Source organism: Paraglaciecola sp. G1-13 (assembly GCF_055809255.1).
The window spans coordinates 154,974-175,613 of record NZ_CM147903.1 but is presented as its reverse complement, the minus strand read 5'-3'; the positions used below and the strand labels follow the sequence as shown (position 1 = coordinate 175,613).

15 protein-coding genes are annotated in these 20,640 nt (G+C 44.5%); 6 read left to right on the top strand and 9 right to left on the bottom strand.

Annotated elements, in window-relative coordinates; all coding sequences use genetic code 11:
- Positions 1–350 precede the first annotated feature (350 nt).
- The 5 genes from AC0L6N_RS00735 (at position 351) to AC0L6N_RS00715 (ending at position 5,089) form a co-directional block, all read left to right on the top strand.
- Complete coding sequence (locus AC0L6N_RS00735) at positions 351–1,046, top strand: PhnD/SsuA/transferrin family substrate-binding protein (RefSeq protein WP_081429917.1); 696 nt, start codon at positions 351–353, stop codon at positions 1,044–1,046.
- On the top strand, positions 1,036–1,971 hold the full coding sequence (locus tag AC0L6N_RS00730; RefSeq protein WP_473477986.1) for a hypothetical protein: 936 nt from the start codon (positions 1,036–1,038) through the stop codon (positions 1,969–1,971). Before AC0L6N_RS00735 ends, AC0L6N_RS00730 begins: the two co-directional genes overlap by 11 nt.
- Before the next feature lie 334 nt (positions 1,972–2,305).
- Positions 2,306–2,929 carry a uridine kinase gene (gene udk / locus AC0L6N_RS00725; protein WP_006992736.1) on the top strand — a complete coding sequence of 208 codons (624 nt, stop codon included), beginning with the start codon at positions 2,306–2,308 and terminating at the stop codon, positions 2,927–2,929.
- Positions 2,930–2,974: 45 nt separating this feature from the next.
- Positions 2,975–4,183, top strand: a complete 1,209-nt coding sequence (locus AC0L6N_RS00720; RefSeq protein WP_006992735.1) for a NupC/NupG family nucleoside CNT transporter — start codon at positions 2,975–2,977, stop codon at positions 4,181–4,183.
- Between the two features lie 66 nt (positions 4,184–4,249).
- Positions 4,250–5,089, top strand: a complete 840-nt coding sequence (locus AC0L6N_RS00715) for a 2OG-Fe(II) oxygenase family protein (RefSeq protein ID WP_473477983.1) — start codon at positions 4,250–4,252, stop codon at positions 5,087–5,089.
- A gap of 62 nt (positions 5,090–5,151) precedes the next feature.
- Here the strand turns inward: AC0L6N_RS00715 and AC0L6N_RS00710 are convergent, their stop codons facing one another.
- The 7 genes from AC0L6N_RS00710 to AC0L6N_RS00680 form a co-directional block, all read right to left on the bottom strand.
- The gene (locus AC0L6N_RS00710) at positions 5,152–6,330 is read right to left on the bottom strand and encodes a tetratricopeptide repeat protein (RefSeq protein ID WP_473477981.1); all 1,179 of its coding nucleotides are present in this window, start codon (positions 6,328–6,330) and stop codon (positions 5,152–5,154) included.
- 150 nt (positions 6,331–6,480) lie between these two features.
- Positions 6,481–7,155: an exonuclease domain-containing protein gene (locus AC0L6N_RS00705; RefSeq protein ID WP_011573442.1), complete on the bottom strand. Its 675-nt coding sequence runs from the start codon at positions 7,153–7,155 to the stop codon at positions 6,481–6,483.
- A 32-nt stretch (positions 7,156–7,187) separates the two neighbouring features.
- Complete coding sequence (locus tag AC0L6N_RS00700; RefSeq protein WP_473477978.1) at positions 7,188–9,023, bottom strand: DUF294 nucleotidyltransferase-like domain-containing protein; 1,836 nt, start codon at positions 9,021–9,023, stop codon at positions 7,188–7,190.
- A 228-nt stretch (positions 9,024–9,251) separates the two neighbouring features.
- Positions 9,252–11,069 (bottom strand): putative bifunctional diguanylate cyclase/phosphodiesterase, encoded by a 1,818-nt coding sequence (locus tag AC0L6N_RS00695; RefSeq protein WP_473477976.1) that lies wholly within the window; start codon positions 11,067–11,069, stop codon positions 9,252–9,254.
- A gap of 41 nt (positions 11,070–11,110) precedes the next feature.
- Positions 11,111–12,253 carry an FIST signal transduction protein gene (locus tag AC0L6N_RS00690; RefSeq protein ID WP_473477973.1) on the bottom strand — a complete coding sequence of 381 codons (1,143 nt, stop codon included), beginning with the start codon at positions 12,251–12,253 and terminating at the stop codon, positions 11,111–11,113.
- A 196-nt stretch (positions 12,254–12,449) separates the two neighbouring features.
- Positions 12,450–14,171 (bottom strand): sodium:solute symporter family protein, encoded by a 1,722-nt coding sequence (locus tag AC0L6N_RS00685; protein ID WP_011573438.1) that lies wholly within the window; start codon positions 14,169–14,171, stop codon positions 12,450–12,452.
- A gap of 10 nt (positions 14,172–14,181) precedes the next feature.
- Positions 14,182–14,448: a DUF4212 domain-containing protein gene (locus tag AC0L6N_RS00680; protein WP_006992727.1), complete on the bottom strand. Its 267-nt coding sequence runs from the start codon at positions 14,446–14,448 to the stop codon at positions 14,182–14,184.
- A gap of 181 nt (positions 14,449–14,629) precedes the next feature.
- On the opposite strand from AC0L6N_RS00680, the gene AC0L6N_RS00675 reads away from it, so the two are divergent.
- On the top strand, positions 14,630–18,067 hold the full coding sequence (locus tag AC0L6N_RS00675; RefSeq protein WP_473477970.1) for a PAS domain-containing hybrid sensor histidine kinase/response regulator: 3,438 nt from the start codon (positions 14,630–14,632) through the stop codon (positions 18,065–18,067).
- On the opposite strand, the gene AC0L6N_RS00670 is transcribed toward AC0L6N_RS00675, so the two are convergent.
- Positions 18,015–18,674, bottom strand: coding sequence for a response regulator transcription factor (locus AC0L6N_RS00670; protein WP_473477967.1), 660 nt, complete (start codon positions 18,672–18,674; stop codon positions 18,015–18,017). The two genes, AC0L6N_RS00675 and AC0L6N_RS00670, sit on opposite strands and share 53 nt — an antisense overlap.
- A 19-nt stretch (positions 18,675–18,693) precedes the next feature.
- Positions 18,694–20,634, bottom strand: a complete 1,941-nt coding sequence (gene acs / locus AC0L6N_RS00665) for an acetate--CoA ligase (RefSeq protein WP_473477964.1) — start codon at positions 20,632–20,634, stop codon at positions 18,694–18,696.
- Positions 20,635–20,640: the final 6 nt, after the last annotated feature.

The following is a 20,640-nucleotide window of genomic DNA, read 5'->3' as shown; positions in this document are numbered from 1 at the left end:
AAGTAAAAACCCCTCAACAACATTCATAACTTCTTATTATTAATCATTTTAAATCAACAAGTTAATACCTTCAAATAAATTTACCTATTGCTTTAAGTAAGACTAACTGGTCAAATCAGTTCAACAAGTAAACATACCGAACTTGAGTGCAGAATAGAATTTTGTCGATTAACGCGATTGCCTTGCCCATCCTATCCGGAATATTTATGCTCGCCAGCTGGTATGCAGGTGTCTTATCAAGCGTAATTAAAAGTGAAAATTTATCTAATTTAATTTCACAATCGCTCACTTGCCAAACACAATCGGTAAATAATAGTGACGAATTTGTTGTTTTTATAACCGATCAAGGTATGGCTAGCAAGCTCCTTTCATCTTTGTGCAGTAACCAGACGATTAACCGCCAGTATGGAATTGTCACTGTTCAGTGGAGCCACAACGAGCAAGAAATTATTCAATATGTCGGTAAAGGGATTGCTGATCTTGCCTTAGTGAAAGAAAACGTCATGTTAGCTTTTGCTGCGGAAACGACTTACCGATACCAAACTGTCGCTCAATATAAAGACTACTCCACGTATTTGATTTCCTTAAAAGAGAAACCGGAACTGACTAAACAATATTTATGGGGTAAACGCTTAGGGCTCTTAGACTATCCTAGCAGCCGCTCGGGCCATATTGTGCCTAAGGGGCTACTAAATGAATTGGGCATCTCAGAAGCGAATATGGATATCGTATATGTTAATTCTCATGAGGCTCTGCGCGACCTTCTTGCAACTGGTAGTGTGGATATCATCTCTTCATTTTGGAAAGAAGAAGACGCGGAGCGTTTTTCCGCTAATTACATCACCCCGATAAACACGAAGGTCAGTGGTAGTAAGTGGTATTTGAAGATGGAAACCCAAAATACCGATTTGATCTGCGAAATACAGAATACCTTGTCGACTCTATCGACCAATACGCAATCAGACTATTACCGCCAGCTTGAGCTAGTACCCTATCACTGCCCGTTGACAAAGAATTCAAATGAAGTGCTAGACCATGAAAACTAAACTGATTTACGTTGGCCTTTTTACCCTCATATGGTTAATTTTTCAGTTTGCCTTTGTTATTGGCGTTCATTTCCAAGCGACATCAAACCAAGCTCAATTCTTAGCTAACATTGAAAAACGTATTGCAATCGACCTACCCAAATTACGCTTAGCGAACCCCAAATTTAAAACGGTGGCAGATACACGCTCTGTCAGTCACTACATTTCAGATCTAAATCGTGTACTTGATGAACAACGCTCCCCTATCGATGTCATCTCAATACAAGGGATCGTAGAAGCGGATATTCAAAGAGCGGGGGCTAGTCGAGAAACCTACCTAGAAACTCATGATCAGAAAATCACCATCCAGTACGCTGTTAATGCTCCCTCGATAGTAGATTACATTGGGCTTACTCCACTCATACTTGCCACACTGCTTAGTTACCTATGTATTCAAAGGTTAAGATTAACTCACAGAAACACAGCTAACTTACACAAAGAATTAGAAACGCCCGTGAATCATCAATTAATTATTGACCTAAAAACCAAGAGCATAAGTTATGTCGATGGCACCACGCCAATAATATTACCAAACAAACCTTTTTGCTTTTATGCGGCCCTTGTGGACTATTGCATACAAGATAACAGCGCTAATTTGAGCAACAGCAGTGACGTACCTGAAGAGTTGATTCAGATAGCAAATAAATACTTCTATCGCTTGATCGATTTAGGGCATACCAAACGCAAACGTCCAGATTTTGCAGCCAACCTCGATAAAACGTTGAGTGAAATTCGCTCAGCGTTGGACGAGATATTCGTCGATCATCAAGAAGAAAAGGAGCTGTTCTATCCACCTAAGGCGCAAGGTGAAGGCTCTCGCTCTAAACTGCATAATTACGCGCTGCCTAATATCAGCGCAGAAAAAGTCCTCTTTATTGGAAAGTAACTTCTCTCACTGATAACCCACTTGCGTAAAATATACGCCCCCTAACCTCTCTAGTATTTATTTCCAGGATGTTGCAAAGCGCTCTAGGTAAATTTAATGTTTTCAAATTAGTAATGAGCTCACTTTGCATACATAAAAACCTAACTCAACAAAAACTTGACCATATGGTCCACAAATCGTAACCTTGTTGCGTTAATGTTAACCAGAGGGGCTAACATTGTGTGGATTTACCAATTGTCATAAAAATTGCTATATAAATGCGTTGTGAAAACTGACTTTTTGACCGTTCGCTGGTATCTTTCAGACAATCTCATCTCTATCATTTCGGAGTAGTATGTCTGCCCCCCTCGTTATCGCTATCTCCGGTGCTTCTGGCTCGGGTAAATCGCTGTTTACTGAAAACTTGCTTAAAGAATTCTCAGAAGACGGCAAACATGTACAAATACTTCGTGAAGATCATTATTATCGCGCCCAAGACCATCTACCCATGGAAGAGCGAGAAAAGAATAATTACGATCATCCCAAAGCGTTTGAACACGAGTTATTGGTTGAGCACTTACAGGCTTTGAAGAACTGGCAGTCAGTTGATTACCCTCACTACTGTTATAAAACTCATACGCGCTTGGCTCAAACCGAAAAGCTGATGTCAGCACCTGTTATCATCATTGAAGGGATCATGTTGCTAGCAAATCAAGAGCTTCAGCCTTTGTTTGATATTAAGATTTTCGTAGATACACCGCTAGACATTTGCTTATTGCGTCGAATGAAGCGAGATATAGCTGAACGAGGACGCACGTTAGATTCGGTTGCAAAACAATATGAATCAACCGTCAAGCCCATGTATCACCAGTTTATCGCGCCGAGTCGTTTTACTGCTGATGTTATTGTGACCCAGGGTGGAAAAAACCGTATTGCATTGGATGTCATTAAATCTCATATCCAGCAGACGCTACTTTAGCCATTAAAATAACGACGATATAAAAACAATAATTAAGGAGTTAGAATGGTCAGTTTGATTGGCATAGCTGTTCTGTTCATACTTGCGATTTTGCTCTCAGCGCATCGTAAGTCGATAAATTGGCGCACTGTGGGTGGCGCTTTTGCTATTCAGGCGATTATTGGTGCTTTGGTCCTGTACTTCCCCCCAGGGAAAGAATTTTTACTGGGCTTGACCGTCTATGTAAAAAATATAATTGAATATAGCCAACAAGGCATCGATTTCATTTTTGGTCAGTTAGGCAATAAATCACTTGGCTTTATCTTCGCCTTTAACGTGCTCCCTGTTATCGTTTTTTTCTCGTCCTTAATTACCGTGCTTTATCATCTTGGTGTGATGTCTTGGATCATTCGTCTGATCGGCGGGTTCTTGCAAATTGCCCTTAAGACAAGTCGTCCAGAGTCCATGTCTGCTGCTGCGAATATATTTGTAGGTCAAACCGAAGCCCCATTGGTCGTTAAGCCATTTATTCCTCATATGACACGCTCAGAGCTGTTTGCCATTATGGTCGGTGGGCTGGCGTCTATTGCTGGCTCAGTTATGGCTGGTTACGCCGGAATGGGTGTTGAAATTAAATATCTACTTGCGGCTAGCTTTATGGCGGCACCGGGCGGCCTGTTGATGGCAAAGATCATCATGCCTGAAACCCAAGAATTTAAAAACGAGTTGACTGAGGTCAACAACGAAGAAGACAAATACGCTAATATTTTTGATGCTGCAGCAAGCGGTGCAGCCTCGGGTATGCATCTCGCGTTGAATGTGGGCGCCATGTTACTTGCTTTCATTGCATTAATTGCACTATTAAATGGCCTTATTGGGTGGGCCGGTGGTCTTGTAGGGGTCGAGAACCTAAGCTTCGAAGTCATTCTTGGGTATGTGTTCCAGCCGCTCGCATGGGCACTTGGGGTACCTTGGGATGAGGCCAATCTCGCTGGTAGTTTTATCGGGCAAAAAATGGTGGTGAACGAATTTGTAGCTTACGTGGACTTTTTGAAATACCAAGCTGACTTATCGCCGGGCACCCAAGCTATTGTTATTTTCTCGTTGTGCGGCTTCGCTAACTTTTCATCCATCGCTATTTTAATGGGTGGCATTGGTGCATTAGCACCAGGGCGACGTAAAGAAATCGCGCAAATGGGCCTAAAAGCAGTGCTGGCCGCCACTCTCGCAAACTTAATGAGTGCCGCTCTAGCTGGCTTGTACCTCAGCTTATAGAAATTGAAAAAGGAATGACTGCCAAGGTGGGCAATCCATTCACACTTAAAGACAGGAAAGATTATTATGCAATTGCTCGCCGTCGATTACACAGCACCAGACGCGGACAAAAAGTTCGTTGAATCACTGCGCCAAACCGGCTTTGGAGTGCTAAAGAACCACCCTATCGAACAATCAACGGTAACCAGTATCTACGAAAACTGGCAGGCGTTTTTTAATTCTGATGACAAACTGCACTACGCGTTTGATAACCAAAGTCACGATGGCTTTTTTTCAACCAAGGTTTCAGAAACCGCCAAAGGGTTTAAAAAGAAAGATATCAAAGAGTACTTTCATTATTATCCTTGGGGGAAATGTCCTCCTGATTTAAAGCAAGAACTGCAAGACTATTATCAAGCAGCTAACAATCTAGCATCTGAGTTACTCGGTTGGGTTGAGAAATATTCACCGGCAGATGTTGCTGCACATTACAGCGAACCACTTTCTGGCATGGCAATAGACAGTGATCAAACACTACTTCGTGTTTTGCACTACCCGCCAATTACAGGAAGCGAAGAGCCGGATGCTATTCGTGCCGCCGCCCATGAAGACATCAACCTTTTAACGATACTTCCTTCAGCTAATGAGCCAGGATTACAAGTGAAAGGCACTGGTGACGAGTGGATTGATGTGCCCTGTGACTTCGGGACTTTGATTGTGAATATTGGTGATATGCTTCAAGAGGCATCCGGTGGCTACTTCCCATCGACGTCTCACCGGGTGATTAACCCTAAAGGTGCAGATCAAACTAAATCGCGAATTTCACTGCCCTTATTCTTACACCCTCGTCCAGAAGTGGTCTTGTCTGAACGTCACACAGCCAAAACCTATTTAGCAGAGAGATTGCGAGAATTAGGCGTAGCCTAGATATATCTATAGATACGCCAAAAACCTACTTCAATGTGAAGTAGGTTTTTTTTGGCCTAAAATTATATTGATGAACGAGAAAGAAGGTCCAGCTTCCCTTGGTATAACTCCTTCTCTTGCAGGTTTTTAGTGGTGCGTTTGGCCTTCTTCAAGTAGCGCTCACTTAGCGTCATTTGCCCCATAGCATGATATGTTCTGGCTAACGCAAAGAAGATTTCGTGGCGATCTTTATCAATCGCTAGTGCGCGATTAAAATGCGCTAGTGCTCCCTGTAAATCTCCTTGGTCAAACTCACGTCGGCCTAGATCGAGATGATAAAAGGGATTTCGCAGACGTTTACTTTCAACTCGCGCAAGGATCTCCTGAGCCTGCGTCATTTTATTAGAATAATTATATAAATATGCGAGATTTTCCCAAGCGGTCAAGTTATCAGGTGACGACGACAGCGCTTTCAAATACGCTCTTTCAGATAGAGCGTATCGCTCTGAAACTCGGTACAAAAAGCCTAAGTTCACTAACGCTGAATCGAAATTTGGTTCAACTTTCAGCGCCGCTGAGAAATACGCGTATGCTCGGTCTCTGTCATTGGATAAGAGGGCATCCGCGCCTTTGTTATTATAAAACATGGCAATGACTTGTTGTTTTGTTAGCTGCGTTTTTGGGAAGTGCTGTCTCAACGCTTGGGGGTCAAAATCAATTTGGTAACCGCGTTTGTAAAAATAAAAGGAATTAGCACTTCGCGACCTAGGTATTATCTGTAAGTTTATATGCCCATTTAGCAAGCTAATACCGTCTCTGCGAGTCCAATACTCCGGGATCTGTACATCTTGAAACCGAACGCTTAAATCAGCCTCATTGGCTAATGCGTAGGTCATAATTGACAAAGAAAGGCAATTTGCTGCTCGGTTGTGAAAGGTTTCATTGGCCGTCGTATTAGCATCGCCACGATAGAGTAAATCAAAACTTAAGCGCTTGAATATACTGCGCGCCAGTGTTTCCGTTCGTTCGATAGGATCGTCTATGTGCCCCACCGTGCGCTTTACATAGTTCCGCGCATCCTTGTCTAAACGGAAAATGTCTTTTTCAGATTCGATATAGACGTCTTTCGCCAAAGGAAAGGCATCATCATCTAAAATAGAGCCAGATACCTGTTGTACTGTCGGGGCGCTTTGGCAAGCCGTTAAACTAAACAATACTAGTAGCGTTAACCAGAATGAATGCTGCTTCGTAAGATAATTCACGATACTTCTCCTCTTTGCTTCTCCTTCAAATTTAGTTAAAAAGGCAGCATTAAGCTATAACAAAGAGAAAAAATAAGTAACAACTTATTAACAATCAATTAACGGGAAAGTATCTCCGTATTGTAATCTACGTCGTCCTGTATCACCCGCTCAATCAGTAGGCGCAGGAAAGACTTCAAGTGCATCAGTCACCATCAACGTCTTTAACGTATCGGTATTTTTCGGCGCAAATTTTTGGATTTGCGCAAACAGTAATTCCAAAGTCGCCATCGCATCGTCCAGAGCATTGTGTGCCGGTACCGCTGGCAAATTATAACGCGCGCGACACACGGGTAACACCACAGCATTTGGCGGGGGCGGACGTAAATTCTTAGTCAGTTGATACAGTCCAAAACGCAATGTGTCTAGCGTTACGACTGTGGGAAGAGGGATATTCAACTTTTTAAATACACCGTTTAACACCGTCATATCAAGATGGGTACAATGGAACACCCATACATGACTACTGGCAAATTGTTTTAGCGCCTCCAACGCGATACGCAACGGTTGCCCTTGGGCAATATGATCAGCGGTTAAACCGTGGATTACCGGGCTTTGATTTAACGAGGCTGTTGTTGATATCACCTGATAATAACAACTTTGCAGAGAAATCTGCTTGCCCTTACCCTCAACCCACCCTATCGATAGAATTTTAGTGTCATTCAAATCAAGGGACGTGAGCTCTAAATCAATACATAAAAAAGGAATGTCAGCCAGTGGCATGCCTAACCAAGCTTCTGGGATAGGTGGCTTAGGTGCAAACCACTTTTTTAGTTTTTTAAACATCAGTCTTTCTCTCTGGGCATACTCGGTTTGCGTTAACCTAAACCACCGGCAAATTTAAACACAGCGGCTTGCTGTGTTCTTCGGATAACGCGCATTGCCTCTTTCAATTGATATTTCTCGATAGACGACAAATCGCTGATCGAAACATAGTTGTCAGTCACCTTATTTTGAATTTGATGACGCCACCGTAGGCGATTAAGAAACAGCCATATATCGCGCAGATTTTTGACGTCTTTGCTCGATAACCCAGCATGTGACAGCAGCCCCTCTAATCGATGGGGAATGGACGGCATGGTTAAGCCATTGGCTAAGGAGTAGATTCTCACAAGGTTGTTGATAATCGCCACCCCACTATTTTTCATATCGATGCAATCTTTTTTAGGTAACCCTTTTTTATATACAAATTTCTGAAACATAGACAAAGGAACATGCCCATCACTGGCGTGACGCGTAAGCGCGGCAATAAACCTCGATTGTTTGAGTAACTCCTTACGCTCCACATGTAATTGGGAAAGCAAAAATCGATTTCCTGCCACTGCGCGTACATCAAGAAATATATTGCAGTTTAAAATAGCTTCTGGGCTCGGCTCCCGCACCCAACTTTGCGCTTGCTGAACAGCTTGCTTTATTGACAAACGCAATGCTGGGTTACTGGCCATAATATTTCCAGTGCACAATTTAATACCGCATTTATCTAGGCCCCTGCATACGTACTCAGCCATATCTGCAAAATAGGCAGATTGCTCAGGGCTCGGCTCTGTGGCGAACAGTAATCCGTTGTCTTGATCAGATCCCATGGTCTGGTCTTCTCGCGCTTGAGAGCCGTAAACAAGCCAGCAAAATTCCATCGGTGCTTCACCATGTTGTTGCTGATAAAAGCCAATGAGTTTTCGCGTCATAATATCCGTTGCCTGAGACAATACCTTGCCGGCAATATCAAAGTCGCCGAGACGTTTAGCGTGTTTCGAAAAATAATGTGGTAGTTGCCATGAAAGTCTTGTTAATTCGTACAAAGACGGCGCTTTTGTTAACTCGTTAATAACGAAAAGCACATTCCCTCTTTGATGACGTATCATATCGCTCGCCGTCAACATCCCAAGGGGAACTCCGCTGTTTTTGTCCACGACGGGTAAATGGTGCACATTGTGCTCGGTCATGACGCACAAGGCATCGAATAATGTCCGCTGATCGCTAATTTTCACTGGGTCTCGTGTCATTATTTCGCTAACCGCAAGGTTCACATCGGTTTGCTGCGCCACCACGCGATTTCGTATATCTCGGTCAGTTAGTATACCCACCAGTAATTGGTTATCCGTGATCACAAGAGAAGAAACGCCGCTTTTTGACATAACTTGCACCCCTTGCAAAATTGAGCTGTTGATATCCTCGCTCACAACCCCGTCAGAAATCACTTCACTTATCGGCTTGTAAAGCCACATAGATTTTGAGTCATCTACATGGTCACTATAAATTTGTTCAGAGGTATAATTTCGAAAGAAAACTTCAATACTTGGGTGGCTAGAAACACATTGGGCGAAACTTTTTTTCGGGATGCAATACACTAACCCTGGGCTATCGACAGTGACTGCTATTTTATTGGGCTGTTTTTGCCATAAGTTGTCACAGCCGAAATAATCCCCATCACTTACGTGGCGTTCTGATTCAGCGGAATCCTTAACTGAATACTGCCCACTGTAGATAAGAAATAATCCCCCTTGCTGCTGTTTCAGAATATTCGTTACATCTTCTTGGCTAAAGTAAGCGACCGTAATGGACTGCGCCAACCTATTCATTTCATGCTCATCAAGCACCTCAAAAGGAGCGGAATCGCGCAAAAACTCTAAGATGTGCTGAGGGATATGATTCATTGAAACTCCAAAATAAATAACTGATGGTGGCGCATTTCAATTCTACAAATCTATTGCAATGAAACGTTTTGCCGATACGCTGCGCAAACCTTGATTTGACCAAAGCAGGTCCTGTTTAACAAGAGAATTTCTTATACCAATTTCACGAAATAATTAATCACTCTGCGAAAATGTAAAAGGAACTAACCAAAGCGCTTTTTACTCGATGTATTCACTGTCGTGTAATGTTCAATTGGTCGACTCAAGCAAGTTGACAAACGCTTCCCTTGGTAAGGGTTTATAGAAATGAAACCCTTGAATAGCTGCAACATCCTTTTCATGAAAATAAGCGTGCTCTTGAGATGTTTCTAGGCCCTCTACAACACATTCTAATGAAAAGTGCTGAGAGATATAAATAATCGCCTCAACGATAACTTGGTTATCCGTGTTTTGATCTATTTTCGACACAAAACTACGATCTATTTTGACTGACTTTAGCGGCAACTGATGTAAATAAGAAAGCGACGAATAGCCGCTACCAAAATCGTCCAACATAAAAAACAGCTCATGCACAATTAACGCATTCATAATATAAATAGCGCTAGTAATGTTTTCCATCGCAACGCCTTCCGTTATTTCCAAGCGTAAATACGAATGGGGGAACGTGAATTCCTCAATTATCTCCAACACTTGAGCAACGAAGTGGGGTTGACTAAACTGTCGCGGGCTAATATTGATACTAATGTAGCGCAAATTTCCTTCAGAAAACCAATCAAGGTGCTGCGAAATCAATACACACGTCTGGCGCAAGACCCATTGACCGATTTCTACAATCAAACCGCATTCCTCTGCCACTGGAATGAATTCCTGAGGCCCAACCCAGCCTAGTTTTTCATCATGCCAGCGCAGCAATCCCTCTGCGGCCACTATCTCGCCTGCCACATTAACCATAGGCTGAAAATACAACTCGAATGCTTCTTCACGTAAAGCCACATGCAGACGCTGCTCTACCTCAGAGCGAAAAGTCGCCATGATTTGTAACTCGTGACGGTAAAATAAATAATCATTGCGACTAGTGTGTTTAATTTTGTACATGGCAATATCAGCGTGTTTTATAAGTTGCTTAGCTTGCTCAGCAATTGACTTATTGGCATTGAGCTCAGGTGATGGAAACAGGGCGATGCCGATACTAAAGCTGGTAAACACAGCGCAACGGGATAACTCAATACTATCCCGAGTGAGGCTAAGCATTTTATCCGCTACTTTGGTAGCCTTGCCAACTGCGCTCTGTTCCGTCGGCCCTATGTCGCCAAGTAGCAAGATAAATTCATCCCCGCCTACTCTGGCCAAGGTATCATCACGGCGGATACAGGCTTTTAATTTGCTTGTGATATTAATCAGCAATTCATCACCAACAGAATGCCCTAGAGTATCGTTTATTAACTTGAAACGGTCTAAGTCGATAAAAAACACGGCCCCATATTGACCATGCTGCTGAGCATTCGTCAGTAAACTTTGTAAGTTGATATTAAGCATTTTTCGGTTAGGTAAGCCAGTCAAAACGTCTTGATAAGTTTGCAATCTAAGCTGCTCTTCTACCGCTTTACGATTACTAATTTCATCCACCAAATTTTGATGCTCTAAGCAAGCTTGGCAACTCACAGCCAAGCGACCAAATAGGGGTATTAGCGCATTAAGAACGATGTCATCGATAGGCGTCCGTTTGCGTTCGAAACTGATTGCACCAAATTTAGGAATTTTAAACAGATAATAATAAGTATCACCGCGCTGACGGCAGACGCTTTGCACGTTGAGCTGGCTAAACTCGTACACCTGCTCGGTTAACCAGTCATTTGTATCATCTGGGCGATGATTATAGGGATAGCAGAGTATGTCTGAATCATTTCTTGAGCGCGGTGCTTCTTTAAATACTACTGCGCTGCGTAAACTCAGACGTTTTTTGGCTCTATCGAGAAATAGCTGAAGCATCTTATCTAGGTTGAGATCCAATCCGATGCTCATGGCAAGCTCGTGCTGAATAGAAATAATTTGTAAGGTGCGACTCATTTCACTCATTCACAGGCCCCAACTTAAATATAAAACGCCATTCATATCACATCCTGCCTGCTCGCTCGAGCTAAGGCAGCAACAGCCGTTTTATTATGTAAACTGAGAATCCCCCCGGCACCTAGCTCTATCTCGCCTAATACTAGCGCCCCAACGGTGCGGTACGGCGGTGCTATCTCTCGGTGAATCAAATCGAGTTCTGTGGCAAATTTATCTTGCAAAAACAACTGCCTACTAACGCAATCAAACAAAAAGCAATCCGTTACTTCATGCGTATCACTTAGTGTAGAAAGCGCTTGATTTACTGCGCCAGAAGCCGCAGCGATTAATTTTTCAGCATCTCCACACATGATGTACAGCATGGTGTTCTCAGGTATATCTCCTGCACAAACAAGCCCGCTGCCCTCCAGTTTAAGAGGATCACGAATAAGCACTTCATCGTCTAGCCTAGCCAACCCGAAAGGGAACGTTTTCGCTATGTCAAAAAATTCGTGCTTGTCGAAACTCAGCTTACTATGCTCCTGGACGACTCGCTCGTATAGCTGCGCAGCAGGCTCAAAATTTAACTCTAACACACAGTTATCATCAGTGCTGTTAGCCAGAAATGGGCCTGCAAGTATTTCCCAACCATGGCCCACTGACAAATCCCAATGAGTCGACATTTCGACTAAAATCATCGCATCTTGATGCATGCCGGCAGCACTAAAGAGGCAAGGTTGCGCCTTGAATTCAAGCGTTCCCGCTCCACCTCCAAAGACACTGCAATCTTCTGGTAGAAATCCCAGTACATGTTGCAGATAACCATCAATCTGCCTTGATAGCGCATCAGTCAATATCATTACGGAATTCACAGACTGAGACATATAAGCCATGTTTGACGACACTGGAGCACAAGTTGAAACACTCTCAATGACGCAAACACGAATATTGTTGCGCAAACCAACCACTAAAATACCGCGGGGCTCAAAGCGCGAGTCGAGGATAAGACCTGGAAATATCCCGCCGAAGATAGGCACATCTAATGTACCCACATATTGCTTAAAATCGTCTCCCCAAGAAGCCGCTTCTTCGCTGCACAGGATCATGATCCCCTTTGGCTGTGACAGCATCAATTCAGCAACACTATCGGCTAGTGCTTTAACCGTAACGTTTGAGGTAAATTGCACATCACTGAAAACTGCCATCCATATCCCTAACACCTCAACGAGATTGTTAAACGTTTGATATGCAGACAATAATAGCTAATAGCGTGCAAATTACCAGCAACGAAATTTTGTTATTTTTCTTTCTTGAGGCTCACATAAAAAAGCGCCCAACGAGGTGGGCGCTATTGTAGTAAAAGGCTATTTCATTCCTTTTTGAATGGTAGTTTTTAGCAAATTAATGTGCAGTTGCATCTCCAGCACCTTTAGGATAGCGAATATCCTCTACTAACTGTTGAATCTCTTGTGGCGCTTCCTCCGTCATTTTGAATACTAATAACGCCACGGCGAAGTTCACCAACATACCAATTGCACCTATTCCTTCAGGTGAAACGCCAAACCACCAGTTCTCTGACACATTCGCCGCAGGGTTAACAAACTTAAAGTAAATAATGTACGCTGCGGTAAAGCCAATCCCCGCTAACATGCCAGAAATCGCCCCTTTGTCATTCATACGCTTCATAAATATTCCCATTATGATGGCAGGGAAGAATGACGAAGCTGCTAAGCCGAATGCGAATGCGACCACCTGCGCGACAAATCCAGGGGGATTGACCCCAAAGTACCCCGCTATAACAATCGCTACGCCCGCAGCCAAGCGTGCATAAAACAGCTCTTTTTTGTCGGTTATGTTGGGCATTAGGTTGCGTTTAAGCAAATCGTGTGAGACCGATGTAGAGATAACCAATAACAGCCCGGCGGAGGTTGATAATGCGGCAGCAATACCACCTGCAGCGACCAACGCAATAACCCATGCCGGTAAATTGGCAATTTCAGGGTTGGCCATCACCATAATGTCACGATCTACTTGCATCTCGTTTCGCTCATCACCTGAGTAGAACATTTTACCGTCTTGGTTTTTGTCATCCCAGCTAATCAGCCCAGTTTTTTCCCAGTTAGTTATCCAGCTAGGAGCTTCGCTATATGGCGTGCCAGTGGGCGCTTGCTCGCTGACGGTTGGACCATTGATGGTCTCAATCATATTAACTCGCGCAAATGCGGCAATAGAAGGGGCTGTGGTATATAAAATAGCGATAAACAGTAAAGCCCAACCAGCACTCTTACGCGCATCACGTACTTTAGGTACGGTGAAGAAGCGCACTATTACATGGGGCAGACCTGCAGTACCGACCATGAGTGCTGCCGTGATGCAAAATACATCGAAGGTGCCCTTAGTACCGGAGGTGTACTCGTTGAATCCTAGTTGTGTCGAGAGACCATCTAGTTTTTCCAGCAGATACACCCCCGACCCATCGGCTAAACTCGCACCAAAGCCGGTTTGCGGCAGTACGTGCCCCGTGACCATGATGGAGATAAATACGGCGGGTACTAAGTAAGCGAAAATAAGCACGCAGTACTGCGCGACTTGAGTGTAAGTAATGCCTTTCATGCCACCTAGCACAGTATAGAAGAACACAATCGCCATACCAATCACAACACCCGTAACGATGTCGACTTCAAGGAAGCGGCTAAACACCACACCGACCCCACGCATCTGGCCTGCGACATATGTGAAGCAAACGAATATGGCACATACAACAGCCACTGTACGCGCGGTTTGTGAGTAGTAACGATCGCCGATGAAATCCGGAACCGTAAACTTCCCAAACTTACGTAAATATGGCGCTAAGCAAAGGGCTAATAGTACGTATCCGCCAGTCCAGCCGAGTAGATATACAGCCCCGTCGTAGCCCATAAATGAGATCAACCCAGCCATTGATATGAACGATGCTGCTGACATCCAATCAGCGGCTGTTGCCATGCCGTTTGCTATAGGGTGAACACCGCCACCAGCTACATAGAATTCTTGTGTTGACCCAGCTCGAGCCCAAATCGCAATAGCGATGTACAGAGCAAAAGAAGCTCCTACGATTAAAAATGTGAGTACTTGAACATCCATCTTAACGCTCCTATTCTTCGTCGACGCCGTAGCGCTTATCGAGTTGATTCATTTTGTACATGTAGATAAATATCAACGCGACAAATACGTAGATTGCTCCTTGCTGCGCAAACCAAAAGCCTAACTTAAAGCCGAACACTTGAATTTGGTCGAGTAAATCCACTAATAAAATTCCGAAACCAAAGGACACGACAAACCAAACAACTAGTAGTTTTGTCATAAGAGCGAGATTTTCCCGCCAGTATGCTTTTTTATCTTCTTCGTTTTTAAATGCCATCTTGTTTTTCATCCAAGGTTAATAAGATGTAAATAACTGTAGACTCATGTTTTACAAGACGGAATGAGACCATGGTCTTACGGGTTAATTAAATACAGCGACCTGTGCTACAGTCCTTATAAATCGCAGCCTCCGGTTGCAAAATAAGTTTTAATCTGCGTCACTGCTATTAGGAAAATGTATGGCTTTAGGTTGGATGGTATTAGCCATCGTCTATTTGATGGGATTGTTTTGGGTAGCCAAATGGGGAGACGGGAAGAGCCCTCTGGCCAAGCGTATTAGCTCACACCCTGCAATTTATTCGCTGGCACTGGCAATTTACTGTACCGCGTGGACTTTTTTTGGCTCTGTCGGCGAGGCATCAAGAGATACATGGGATTATTTGCCTATCTTTTTAGGCCCCATGTTGTTGTATTTGTTCGGGTATCGCTTCTTGCGCAAACTGATTGCGGTGAGTAAACGTCAGCACATTACCACGATTGCCGATTTCATTTCGTCTCGTTACGGTAAGCGTCAAACTATCGCCTTACTCGTCACCTTAATAGCGCTGTTAGCCATTATTCCGTATATCGCTTTGCAACTAAAAGCCGTTGGTTCAGCATTTTTAATGGTATCAGGCCAGACTCATGCGGAGCTAGTGGTGCTAGGCGCCACCACGTTTATTGCTTTGTTCTCTATCTATTTCGGTACTCAGCACACAGATGTGACTGAGTACCGGCGCGGGTTAATGGTAGCAATTTCCTTTGAGTCGGTGATTAAATTATGCGCTTTGATTGCCGTGGCTAGTTTTGGGTATCTAACATATTCACAACATTCCGATACTCCGTTACTGCAAGAGTTCACCACCCTTAACGCACTGGGCAATATATGGTCATTCTCATTTTTTGCACAAACCCTCATGGCCGCTGGCGCAGTAGTATGTCTGCCTCGCCAGTTTCACGTCGCTATTGTAGATAACTTAAAGCTCAGTCACTTAAAAACCGCTCGTTGGTTATTCCCACTGTACTTATTGTGTATCGCGATCCTGATCCCAATTATTTCTGCGGCAGGAGACGACATGTTCCGCTTAACCAGCCAAGAGCCAGATACATACGTGCTAGGCATGGCGATGAATAGCGGCAATATGTTGTTGCAAGTACTGGTATTTGTAGGTGGCCTATCTGCTGCCACAGCGATGATCATCGTCGCCACGTTAACCCTGAGCACCATGCTGACCAACGATGTAATTTTGCCGAATTTGTTAGCGGAGCATCGCGGCGCAGGTGTTCCGCCCAATTTCACTAAACGCATTCTGCTTATTCGCCGTTTGGTTATCGCTGCTATTTTGTCTTTAGCCTATTTGTATTATCAACAAATGACTGACAGTCGCACTCTTGCCTCTATTGGGCTGATCGCATTTTCTCTGGTCATACAGTTGTTACCCGCCATTGTCGGCGGTTTATATTGGAAGCGAGGCCATGCGCAAGGAGTTTACGCTGGTCTAATGGCTGGTATTGGCTCATGGATATTGTGGTTAATGCTGCCTTTGTTAAATGACGCAGGGCAAAACCTGATACTTAACGACACCATTAACGCCGTCGCCATTTATAGCTTGCTCGCCAACACCTTTGCTTATGTGTTGTTTTCCTATGTGGCAGATGTTCGTCTAATTGATCGCATTCAAGCGGAGGCCTTTGTCACCACCACGGATGACAAGTCAAAACACCACAACGCGCCTCGCACCCACACCACAGTTGAAGATTTACACACGTTATTAAGCACCTTCTTGGGGGAGAAACGGTGTAAACAATTGCTCAGTGATTACCAACAACGTAACGGCCACATTCTAAATCCAGCGGAGTCTGCCACTGAAGAGTTTGTGCTCTTTAGCGAACGAGCCCTTGGCGGCGTAATAGGCGCTTCTTCTGCAAAAGCGTTAGTCGACAGCGCTATAAGTGGTAAAAAGTTGAATTTCGAAGAAGTCGTTAACTTTTTTGACGATACCACCCAGGCAATCCAATTTAATATGAGCGCCTTGGTCGCCTCATTAGAAAGTCTCGAACAAGGAATAAGCGTGATTGACCGAGACTTAAATTTAGTCGCGTGGAACAAAAGCTACTTAGCGCTCTTTAGTTACCCAGCAAATATGATCCGCGTGGGCCGACCTGTAGAAGATCTTGTTCGATACAATGCTCAGCGTGGTGAGTGCGGTGCGGGGGAAGTAGAAATCTTAGTACAAAAGCGACTTGAGCATATGCGCAAAGGCACCAGCCATCGTTTTTTGCGGCAGCGCAGTGACGGCAGAACGTTAGAGATGATCGGTACCCCATTACCTGGAGGCGGATTTGTGACCAGTTTTAACGATGTAACAGAGCACATTGAAACCCAACACGCCCTAAAAGAAGCCAATATCGATTTAGAAAATCGAATACAAAAACGCAGTCAAGAAGTGCAAACCATTAATGCTGAGTTGCGTTTGGAAATACAGCGCCGGGCGGACGCTGAAACCCAATTGGTCAGTGCGCGTAAGGTAGCAGAGCAGGCTAACGCCAGTAAAACGCGCTTTTTGGCGCTTGCCAGTCACGACATTTTGCAGCCGTTAAATGCCGCTAAGTTATATCTTGGTGCGTTAGAAGAAGCTAAGCTAAATGACGATGCAAGGCAAACCGTTGGCAAACTATCCAATAGCATCCAGGCCAGTGAAGCACTCATCGCCACGCTGTTAGATATTGCGCGTATTGACCAAGGTGAGTTAAAGCCAGAATACAAAGCGATTAACGTACGCGATGTGCTACAACCGCTTATCGCTGAATTTGAACTCATTGCCGAACACAAAGGTTTGCAACTGCGTTCCCGGGTGGCTGATGTATGGGTAAAAACCGATCGTACATATCTTTATCGCATCATGCAGAACTTTGTTTCTAATGCCCTGAAATATACCCAGACTGGAGGCGTATTGGTCTCTGTTCGAACGAAGGGAGAAAATGTAGCGTTCGACGTTTTTGACACGGGCTCTGGCATTGCGCCAGATCAATTAGACAAGATATTCGGCGATTTTTATCGTATATCCGGCCATCAACAACAAGGCGTGGGATTAGGACTTGGCGTTGTACAAAGACTTGCCAGTATTCTGGATGCAAATTTAACGGTCGCTTCGCGTATCAACCGTGGAAGCCGTTTCAGCATTCAATTACCCTCCAGTCGGCCGATTGAAACAAACAGCCCAGTGCAAATAAATAAGGTGGGGTTTCATGACCTGAAAGTGCTTTGTGTCGACGATCAAAGTCAGAACCTTGATGCACTGCAATCGTTATTGGCGAAATGGAAAGTGGTTTCTCACTCTGAGCAAACCCCTAGCGCTGCGTTGGCATCCTTAGGGCATTTTGTACCAGATGTGATCTTAATGGATTTTCAGTTGAGCAGCGATATAGACGGGCTACAGCTTATTGAGCAGTTAAGAGAGCGTATCTGTGATATTCATGCCAATAATGTTCCAGCGATCTTGATTACCGCTAATATTGAACTTGAGTTAGTGCAACGCTGTAAAGAGCAAGGTTGTGGCTATTTGTCTAAACCTGTGAAGCCGGCTAAGTTGAGGGCGCTGCTGCAGGCGGCTCAAGCTGAAGTTGTGAGGCAATAAGCACGGCTTGAGTTCGATTATTGATGTGTAATTTCTTGAAGATAGCCGTCACGTGTGCTTTCACCGTGGCGGTTGCTATATCTAGGTTGTAAGCGATTTGCTTGTTTAATAAGCCATCTCGCATATAGCACAACACCTTATATTGCGCAGGTGTTAAACTGGCCACATTATCAGCCAGCTCAGCAAATTCATTGTCTAATTCCACTTCATCACTGGCATAACTCTCGGGTAACCAAATGTCACCTTCTAGCATACTGGTTACCGCATCAGCGATTTGTGAAGCCCCAGTGGTCTTAGGCACAAAACCTAAGGCGCCTAGATTAATCACTTTGGTGATAATCATCGGATCTTCTAAACCTGACACCACGGCCACTGGTAATTCAGGGAATAGCTTACGAATATGTATCAGACCAAACAAATCACCACTGCCTGGCATGTGTAAATCTAAGAGCAACAAATCAATGTCTTTATGCTCTTCTAATAAGGCTACTGTTTGCATTAAATCGGCTGCTTCAAGCAACGTTAAATCGCTGAACGACAGTGTTAAGGCTCCGCGTAAAGCATCCCTATACAAGGGATGATCATCTGCAACCAGTAGCGTTATCATAGATGGCTATTATCCATTTTTATCGGTTCAAACGTTGCTCTATTAGGGTATCAACCACACTTGGGTCAGCTAACGTAGACGTATCACCGAGTTGTTCATATTCATTGGCAGCAATTTTGCGCAAAATCCGGCGCATAATTTTACCAGAGCGTGTTTTCGGTAACCCTGAGGACCATTGTATCAAGTCTGGTGTCGCAATGGGGCTAAGTTCTTTACGTACCCAATTAGAAACCTCTTTTGTAAGCTCATCCGTTATCTCAACACCTTCATTGGGCATCAGATATACATAAATACCTTGGCCTTTCAAATCATGGGGGTAGCCTACCACCGCGGCTTCAGCTACCGCATTATGGGAAACCAGTGCACTTTCAATTTCAGCGGTGCCTAAGCGATGGCCCGACACATTGAGTACATCATCTACTCGCCCTGTGATCCAGAAGTAATCGTCCTCGTCGCGACGAGCACCATCACCGGTGCAATAAGTACCTGGGTAAGTGGTAAAATACGTTTGCACAAAACGTTCGTGATCGCCGTAAACGGTGCGCGCTTGACCTGGCCAACTATCGGTAATAATTAAATTGCCTTCAGTTGCGCCAGACAATTCATTGCCTTGGCCGTCTACCAATGCGGGCTGCACACCGAAAAATGGATGGCTAGCAGCGCCTGGCTTCATCGCTGTGACACTGGGGAGAGGTGTTAACATGGCAGCGCCCGTTTCAGTTTGCCACCATGTGTCCACAATCGGGCATCGTGACTGGCCAACAGTCGTATAATACCAATGCCATGCCTCTGGGTTAATGGGCTCACCCACTGAGCCAAGTAAGCGTAATGATTCGCCACTAATCCCCTCAGTGGGGAAATCACCGTGGGCCATTAATGCACGAATAGCAGTAGGCGCCGTGTAAAGGATATTCACCTTGTGCTTATCAACGATTTGGCCAATTCGGCGTACATCAGGGTAAGTAGGTACCCCTTCAAACATAACACTGGTCGCGCCGTTGGCAAGAGGGCCATATACGATATAACTGTGACCTGTCACCCAGCCAACATCGGCTGCACACCAGTAAATATCTCCTGGTTTATAATCAAAAACGTATTTATGGGTGATGGATGCCCATAGCAAGTAACCCCCGGTGGTGTGCACTACTCCTTTAGGCTGGCCGGTAGAGCCGGATGTATACAAGATAAAAAGCGGATCTTCTGCGTTCATTACCTCTGGCGGACAATCGGTAGAACAATCATCCGTTAAGTCATGCCACCAAACATCATCTTTACCCCAGCTCACGTGACTGCCGGTATGTTTGAATACGATAACTTGCTCCATGCTAGGGCAGTCATGTTCAGCCAATGCTGTATCCACATTGTCTTTTAATGGAATATGCTTACCAGCTCTTAGCCCTTCATCCGCGGTAATCAACACCTTCGCTTGACAATTATTCACTCTGTCGGCAATTGCGTTAGGCGAAAAGCCGCCGAAAATGACGGTGTGTACAGCGCCTATCCGCGCGCATGCAAGCATGGCATACACAGCCTGCGGGATCATAGGCATATAAATCGCAACTCTGTCGCCCTTGCCTACACCTAGCTTGCGCAAGCCGTTGGCGATTTTCGCGACTTCGTCATGTAAACGATGGTAAGTGATAATGTCGTGGCTATGAGGGTCGTCACCTTCCCAAATAAAGGCTGTTACGTGACCTCTTTTCGCTAAGTGACGGTCAATACAGTTGTATGCCACATTCAATTCGCCGTCTTCAAACCACTTGATACTTACATGATGAGCATCAAAAGACGTGTTTTTGATTTTGGTTGGGGTTTTGACCCAATCAAGTGATTTAGCTTGCTCAGCCCAGAATACTTCAGGTTGCTCTACTGATTCTGCGTACATGCGCGCGTAATCGGCTGGCGTAAGGTGGCTATGCTCTTTAGCGTGTGCTGGAACGGGATAAATTTGTTGCGACATAATGAC

Coding starts and splice junctions, on each gene's coding strand:
- AC0L6N_RS00735 (WP_081429917.1), top strand. CDS start 351: ATGGCTAGCAAGCTCCTTTCATCTTTGTGCAGTAACCAGACGATTAAC.
- AC0L6N_RS00730 (WP_473477986.1), top strand. CDS start 1,036: ATGAAAACTAAACTGATTTACGTTGGCCTTTTTACCCTCATATGGTTA.
- udk (WP_006992736.1), top strand. CDS start 2,306: ATGTCTGCCCCCCTCGTTATCGCTATCTCCGGTGCTTCTGGCTCGGGT.
- AC0L6N_RS00720 (WP_006992735.1), top strand. CDS start 2,975: ATGGTCAGTTTGATTGGCATAGCTGTTCTGTTCATACTTGCGATTTTG.
- AC0L6N_RS00715 (WP_473477983.1), top strand. CDS start 4,250: ATGCAATTGCTCGCCGTCGATTACACAGCACCAGACGCGGACAAAAAG.
- AC0L6N_RS00705 (WP_011573442.1), bottom strand. CDS start 7,155: ATGTTTAAAAAACTAAAAAAGTGGTTTGCACCTAAGCCACCTATCCCA.
- AC0L6N_RS00700 (WP_473477978.1), bottom strand. CDS start 9,023: ATGAATCATATCCCTCAGCACATCTTAGAGTTTTTGCGCGATTCCGCT.
- AC0L6N_RS00695 (WP_473477976.1), bottom strand. CDS start 11,069: ATGAGTCGCACCTTACAAATTATTTCTATTCAGCACGAGCTTGCCATG.
- AC0L6N_RS00690 (WP_473477973.1), bottom strand. CDS start 12,253: ATGGCAGTTTTCAGTGATGTGCAATTTACCTCAAACGTTACGGTTAAA.
- AC0L6N_RS00685 (WP_011573438.1), bottom strand. CDS start 14,171: ATGGATGTTCAAGTACTCACATTTTTAATCGTAGGAGCTTCTTTTGCT.
- AC0L6N_RS00680 (WP_006992727.1), bottom strand. CDS start 14,448: ATGGCATTTAAAAACGAAGAAGATAAAAAAGCATACTGGCGGGAAAAT.
- AC0L6N_RS00675 (WP_473477970.1), top strand. CDS start 14,630: ATGGCTTTAGGTTGGATGGTATTAGCCATCGTCTATTTGATGGGATTG.
- AC0L6N_RS00670 (WP_473477967.1), bottom strand. CDS start 18,674: ATGATAACGCTACTGGTTGCAGATGATCATCCCTTGTATAGGGATGCT.
- acs (WP_473477964.1), bottom strand. CDS start 20,634: ATGTCGCAACAAATTTATCCCGTTCCAGCACACGCTAAAGAGCATAGC.